The sequence below is a fragment of the Dokdonella sp. genome, assembly GCF_049593775.1.
Taxonomy (GTDB): Bacteria; Pseudomonadota; Gammaproteobacteria; order Xanthomonadales; family Rhodanobacteraceae; genus Dokdonella.
In genome coordinates this window covers 1-6,726 of sequence record NZ_JBAWHJ010000324.1, presented here as the reverse complement: position 1 = coordinate 6,726, position 6,726 = coordinate 1, and the positions used below count along the sequence as shown (strand labels likewise).

Here is a 6,726-nt window from a genome sequence, read left to right as displayed (position 1 = left end):
GTGCGTGACGTATCGCTGCAGGAACAAATGCGAACATGCGCGCATCGATGCGCATCGTCATCTTTGGAGCATGCCCGGCATGGGCAAAAATATTCAGCACCTCGCCAATCCGGCGAGGTGCCGGGTCGGTCAGATGGAAGCACTGGCCATCAAGTTTTGGAACGTGTGCGATGTGGTCCATGGCGGCCGCAACCCAGTCGACAGGAACCAGGTTCAGTCGTCCCCCTTCCAGGCCCACGGTCGGCATCCAGGGCGGCAGCACCTCGCGCATTTTCTTGATCAGGCGGAAGAAGTAGTACGGACCATCGATCTTGTCCATCTCGCCAGTCTTCGAGTTTCCGATCACGATACCTGGGCGATAGATACGGAAGGGCCGCTTGCACTCCTTCCTGACCAGACCTTCAGAATCATGTTTGGTCCGGAAATACGGATTATCCAGGCCTTCCGCCTCTTCGAACATGTCCTCGCGGAACACGCCCGGATAGAGACCTGCGGCGGCAATCGAGCTCGTATGATGGAAACACCCAGCCTTCAGGCTCTCGGCCAGTTGCAGGGCATGTCGCGTGCCGTCGATATTGGCCTTGACCTGGGATGCCTCGTCTGCAGACAGGTCATACAACGCAGCAAGATGAAAGAAATGGGTGATCTTGCCACTCGTGTTTTTCAGGGCCGTCGGCGTCACGCCCAGGCGGGTCTTGGCGAGATCCCCCGTGACTGCAATCATTCGATCCTTGTCGGCACCAAGGCGATCACGCATCTCCTCGAATTTCGGGATCGATTCCTTGCGCACCAGGCAGTAGATCTTGCCCTTGCGCAACAGCAGTTTTTCGAGCAGATGGCGGCCTATGAATCCGGTTGCGCCTGTCACGAAATATGTCATTTCCCCACTCCATTCCAAATTCAGGATGCCCGGACATACCAGTCTGGATCGATGGCTACGTTCACCGGCTGGCTACAGCATAGTCGTCCATAGGCAAGCTTTCCACGAGCGATTCAATCGCGTTGACCACCCTCCGGGTGCATGATAGAAAGTTCTGGCGCAGGGGGCGCGTCCAATCAGGCCAATCAAAATGTCCAAGCTTCAGACCAGCTTTGAAAATGCCGCAGATGACATCAAGAAATTGCCGGAGCGCCCGGACAACGACACCCTGCTGAGGTTGTACGCTCTGTACAAGCAAGGCGCCGACGGCGACGTATCCGGGCCCAAGCCCGGCTTCTTCGATTTCGTGGGGACTGCAAAATACGAAGCCTGGGCGAAACTCCAGGGCACCGATCAGGACGAAGCCAAGCAGAAGTACGTCGATCTGGTCGCCAAGCTTCGCGCCTGACCATCGCGACAAACCGCACGGGATACCCGATGGCGCGTCAAACTCGCGAACTGATTCTCGAAACCGCCCTGGCCATGTTCAATGCGCAAGGCGAGCCGAACGTAACCACCAATCATATCGCCGACGAACTGGGGATCAGTCCGGGCAACCTCTACTACCACTATCGCAACAAGGACGACATCATCGGTCACCTGTTCGCGCGATACGAGCTGCGTATCGACGAAGCACTGGTGGCCCCCGATGACCGGCTGCCCACCCTGGAGGATGTCTGGCTGCAACTGCACCAGATCTTTGAATGCATGTGGGATTTCCGCTTCGTCTATCGCGATCTCGTGGACATCCTTTCGCGAAATCGGAAGCTGCGCATGCACTTCTCGCGCATCCTCAAACGGGCGTCAGAGAATGCCGCCGGTGTCATGCGTGGACTCGCAGCGGCTGGAATATTCCGCGCAAGTGCCGATGAGATTCGCGCCACCGCGGAAAATATCGTTTTGGTAGCCACGTTCTGGCTCAACTTCGACGCTGTTCGCCATGGCAAGAACGAATCAGGCCAACCGGATGTCGGTCGCGGCATACACCAAGTCATGATGCTGATCGCGCCATTCCTGCGCGACTCGGAGCGCCTGCACCTGAATACCCTGGCCGCAGCCTACTTGCGATAGGAAATGCATCGCGCAGTTGCAAACACTTCGAAGGGTCGCAGCGTGGGATCAGGCTGAAATTCGCGAGCGGCGTTGCCAGCGCAGGCTATCTCACGCCTGGATTCGGCAACACGCTTGTGTGGTTTGCAGGATGGCTCTGCAGGTGGCCCAATCTGCGGATTCTGTTCCTTGTCCTTGCGATTGCCGCAATCGACCAGAACGAAGCCCGAATCCGCTGACAAATTGCCAGCGCCAGTCCGTTTCGCGGACTGGCGCTGAACATGTCGTATTACTTGGCGGCGCGCAGCTGCCTGGACAGGCGATCAACACGGTTGATCAGCGCGTCCACGTCAGCCTTTGAAGGGATGCCCGCGTAGGAAAGCGCCTGACCAAGTCCCTTCTCGAACTTAGCTTCAGCGCTCTTGCGAGTTGCCAGCACGCGAGCCTTGACCGGCTTCAGGCGGCTGTCAAAGCCCTTGCGGACATCAGCGGAGACTTTCCGTGCAAGCTTCTCGCTACGGACCTGGAAGGACTTGCCTTCGCTGATCATCGTCTCGAAAAGCTCGGAGCCCTGCTTCTGGGCGATCGAAAAGGCGCCCAGACTGGCGAGCCAAATTCGCTGTGCGTTGTCGGCGTTCGGCGCAACCTTCGTCTTCGAAGTCTTGTTGACCTTGATCTGCTTGCTCACAATGCATCTCCTCATGGGATGGTGAAATTCGCCACGGTTGGGCGACTGAGACCATCATCCCTGCTCGCTGTCGAGCATTCACACTACAGCGGGCGGCGCTTGATGCCGGATCGCGTGCCTGCCTACCCGCTTCGTCCGCGAGAGGCTCACCTGCTACCAATTGGCGCGGAACGCATCACCTTCATGCTTGCGGTCCCAGGCACGCAATTGGTCACGGATGTGCGCAATGCCTTGGCGACCGAGCGCACCGTGTTTTTCGTCCTGCAGGTTCGCATCGAGAAGTTCCGCGAGCCTTTGCGCAGTGGGCAGCATCGCATCCCAGGCATCCAGAGCAGGAAGGGGACCCGGCAGCGCCATGAACAGGGTCACGCCCGGCGTGTTCAGGGTTTCGATACGAGCCATGTCGAAATTGCCTGGCTTGATCATGTTGGCCATGCTGAATACTGGTCCAGCTTCATGCTTCCCGGCAACCATGCGGTGGAAGATGCCGCGATCACCAAACTCCAGCCCGGCCTTTTCCGCGGCCACTATCAGGTCACTGCCCGTGATCTTTGCCCCATCTCGGGCGCTCACGAAAAGGGTGACGATATGTTCGATGGCGCCACTCGGACGCACACCCACCGGAGGTTTGGCCGAACGCCTGGAGCGTGATGCCTTGGGACTGGCTGCCGCGTTGTCATCCGCTTCGGAGCTTGATGATCCGAGCAGGTCGAACTGTTCGCCTCTGGGGCGCTGTTCCTGATTCTCATCGACGTCGAGATCATCCCGGTCACCCAGGGTTGGCTCGACCCGCTGGCCCGCAGGTCCCCGGAACAGTGTTCGCCGCCCCTGCCCAGGCTTCTTCGGTCGACCGAAAAAATAGATCAGGGCGAGCACGACCAGGCCGATCACAAAGATGATCACACGCATTTCCGTGGCACCCAATGCTTGCTGCTCCATTTCGACTCCTAGACCCGATTCTTGATCATAGACCGCTGCGGAAGGATCATGCCGCGCCGGCCAGCTTGGCCGCTTCGGCAAGATCGACCAGGACCAGACGCGAAACACCCGGCTCGCGCATGGTTACGCCACACAATTGCTTGGCGGCTTCCATTGTCGACTTGTTGTGCGTGACAAAGATGAACTGGACGTCCTTGCTCATCTCGGTGACCAGCGCAGAAAAACGCCCGACGTTGGCCTCGTCCAGTGGAGCATCGACCTCGTCGAGCAGGCAGAACGGTGCCGGATTGAGCCGGAAAATCGAAAACACCAGGGCGACTGCGGTCATCGCCTTCTCGCCGCCCGAGAGCAGCGAGATGGAGGTTACGCGTTTTCCAGGCGGACGCGCCATGATCGAAACGCCGGTGGACAACAGATCGTCTCCGGTCAGCTCAAGATAGGCCTGGCCACCACCGAACAGCCGCGGAAACAATTCCTGCACGCCGGTATTCACTCGGTCGAACGTGTCCTTGAATCGCTGGCGCGTCTCGCGATCAATCTTGCGAATGGCAGCTTCCAGAGTCTCCAGTGCCGTGCCCAAGTCGGTGAGCTGCGCATCGAGGTAAACCTTGCGCTGGGATTGCTCTTCGTACTCCTGGATCGCCGCCAGATTGACCGGCTCGAGACGCCGGATTTTCTGCTCCAGATCTTCCAGGTCGCTGGCCCAGCGAGCGGCGTCAATATCTTCCGGCAACTCCGCCATCAGCGCGTCGACTTCGAAACCCGCCTCGACAATCGCCGTAGCCAGGCTATCGGCATGCAGGCGACGCTCCTGCTCATTCAAGCGCAAATTGCCCAGCGCCTCACGGCTTTCCGTCAAAGCTTCGGCGATCGCATTGCGTTCGAGCTCATGCTGGCGCATTTCGGCATCCCGCTCTTCAAGCGCCTTGCGTGCCTCGACCAGTTGTTTGTCGACTAGCAATCGCTGATTGAGACAGGACTGTCGTTCCGATTCCAGCTCGACCAGCGGATCACCGCTCGATGCCAGTTGTTCGGCGATCTCGCCCCGACGCGAATCAAGCTGGGCAAGCTGTGCCTGCATGCGCTGAAGCGACTGTTCCAGGGCCGTCAAAGCCGATCGCTTCGACTCGATGGACAGAGCAGCCTGGTGTTCGACGTCGCGCGCCTCGCGCGCATTCATGCGTGCTTCTTCGCGTGCCTCGAGCAATTGTCGGCGGCCGGCATCCAGCTGCTGGCGCTGTTGCTCGAGTTCGCCCATGCGCTCGATGGCCTTGTCCAGCCGACCGCGCGCTTCACGCACCTGTTCGTGTTCGGCGTCCAGCTTGGTTATCAGTTCATCGAGCTCGCCGTCGACACGCAACAGGCGCTCTCGGGCGCTATCCATTCGCCCGCGCTGGCTCTGCAACTGACCCGAATTCTCGGCCAGTCGGCGGTGCGCAGCGTGAGCTTCGCGCTGCGCTTCATCGCGAACACGCTCGGCCTCGATCCGGGCAAGCCTCGAATCCTCGAGTCGGGTTGCATGCTCTTCAATCGCGCCTTCCAGCTCAGTCACACGCTGGCCAAGTTCGGTGATTTCGCGCTCGCGTGCGAGCACTCCTACCTGGGATCCCTGCGCGCGTGCGATGCGTGCAAACCCGGTGCCAAACCACTCGCCGGCCGCAGTCATGATCGAATGCCCTGCCGGCAGTTCGGCCATGGCAGCGCGCAAACCGTCGACTGAATCAATCGTTGTCACTCGAGCCAGCATGGCGCGTATGGGCTTTGGTCCACGCACGTGCGCCGCAAGGGTTCCTGCCGGCCCGACCGAATCATCGGTGGCGGTTGCGAGAAGCGTCAGGTCGGCCTCGCGCAGATCGATCAGCTCCTGAGCAAGTGTTTCGGGTGAATCGACCAGCACGGCATCCAGCCAACCCTGCAAGACTGTCTCGACGGCGGCTTCCCAGCCACTGTCCACTTCGAGGACTTCTCCGAGCCTGCGTGATTTCGATAGTCCGAGACGCTCCAGCCACTCGTGCGCGGCGTCATCGTTTTCACCCAGCGCTGCATGCTGGAGAGCCTCGAGCGAAGCAAGCCGACCGCGTGATTTTTCCAGTTCACCGCGCTTGGAACTCAGCGAAGCCTGCAACTCCCGCTCGCCTTCGACAATCTGTTCGTGCGCGAGGCGACGTTCATCCAGCGTGCCAGCCAGGGCTTCGACCTGCCCTCGCAGGGTTTCCTGTTCGGAGTCGAGCAATTCCAGCGCACTGGCCAGTTCGGTCAGGTCTACAGCCTGCTTCTCGGCGAGCAATGCTTCGCGGCGACGATCGGCATCCGCACACTGGCGGTCGAGGTAGTCGAGACGGGTTCGTTCGACTTCTGCAGCCTGGCCCGCCTCCGAACTGGAACGCGCGTAGACGTCCCACTTCTCCTGCCACTCCGCGAGACTCGCCTCGGCGACGGTCAGGACCTCGGCGGCCTTCTCGACAGCCTCGTGAAGGGTCTCCCGCTGCGGCGCCGAATCGTTCAGGGTCAGCCGCAGCGACTCGGCCTGGCCGGTATCCGTGGCAATATGGGCAGCCAGTTCGGCATGCGCCTGTTCGGTTTCATTTCGCGCTCGTTCCAGCTGCTCCGCGAGGACGCGGCTGTGCTGGATCTGTTGTTCGACGCGCGCAATTTCCGCACCGACTTTATATACTTCGCCCTGCACGGCGTTGAGGTGCTCGGAAGCTGCGTGATGCGCTTCTCGACCGGTTTCGATACGCGCTTCACGTTGCCGCTGATCGGCCAGCTTTTGCTCGATCGCCAGTTCAGCCTGACGCAGACTGCCAGATTGCGAATCAAGCTCAGCCCTGGCCTCGCGCAAGGTGACGGCCTTGAGCTCGGCCTCCTTGCGCTTGTGCTCGGCCTGAAATCCCTGCCAGCGTTCTGCCGCCCGAGCCTGACGCTTGAGGTGCTCGAGCTGCTTGTCCACCTCGTCGCGAACATCCTTGACGCGGTCAAGATTCTCCCGCGTCGCCTTGATCCTGCTCTCTGTTTCCTTGCGACGCTCCTTGTAACGTGAAATGCCGGCGGCCTCTTCCAGATGGACGCGCAGTTGTTCCGGATCGGATTCGACGATCTGGCTGATCATGCCCTGCTCGATGATCGAGTA

The 6,726-nt window shown here is 60.1% G+C and carries 6 protein-coding genes; 2 read left to right on the top strand and 4 right to left on the bottom strand.

Annotated features, from left to right (window positions below; genetic code table 11):
* On the bottom strand, positions 1 to 880 hold an 880-nt coding region (locus WBP53_RS11305; RefSeq protein WP_423928960.1), incomplete at its 3' end, for an SDR family oxidoreductase.
* Between the two features lie 190 nt (positions 881 to 1,070).
* Between WBP53_RS11305 and WBP53_RS11300 the strand changes: the two genes are divergently transcribed.
* Together WBP53_RS11300 and WBP53_RS11295 are read left to right on the top strand one after the other, a co-directional pair.
* Positions 1,071 to 1,328, top strand: a complete 258-nt coding sequence (locus WBP53_RS11300) for an acyl-CoA-binding protein (protein ID WP_423928958.1) — start codon at positions 1,071 to 1,073, stop codon at positions 1,326 to 1,328.
* Between the two features lie 29 nt (positions 1,329 to 1,357).
* Positions 1,358 to 1,990: a TetR/AcrR family transcriptional regulator gene (locus WBP53_RS11295; RefSeq protein ID WP_423928956.1), complete on the top strand. Its 633-nt coding sequence runs from the start codon at positions 1,358 to 1,360 to the stop codon at positions 1,988 to 1,990.
* A 268-nt stretch (positions 1,991 to 2,258) separates the two neighbouring features.
* Here WBP53_RS11295 and WBP53_RS11290 read toward each other — a convergent pair whose 3' ends face one another.
* From WBP53_RS11290 to smc, 3 genes are all read right to left on the bottom strand, one after another.
* Positions 2,259 to 2,657 carry a phasin family protein gene (locus tag WBP53_RS11290; RefSeq protein ID WP_423928954.1) on the bottom strand — a complete coding sequence of 133 codons (399 nt, stop codon included), beginning with the start codon at positions 2,655 to 2,657 and terminating at the stop codon, positions 2,259 to 2,261.
* A 153-nt stretch (positions 2,658 to 2,810) separates the two neighbouring features.
* Positions 2,811 to 3,596 carry a cell division protein ZipA gene (zipA, locus tag WBP53_RS11285; protein WP_423928952.1) on the bottom strand — a complete coding sequence of 262 codons (786 nt, stop codon included), beginning with the start codon at positions 3,594 to 3,596 and terminating at the stop codon, positions 2,811 to 2,813.
* A gap of 46 nt (positions 3,597 to 3,642) precedes the next feature.
* Positions 3,643 to 6,726 (bottom strand): chromosome segregation protein SMC (smc, locus tag WBP53_RS11280; RefSeq protein WP_423928950.1); only part of this gene is annotated, 3,084 nt, incomplete at its 5' end.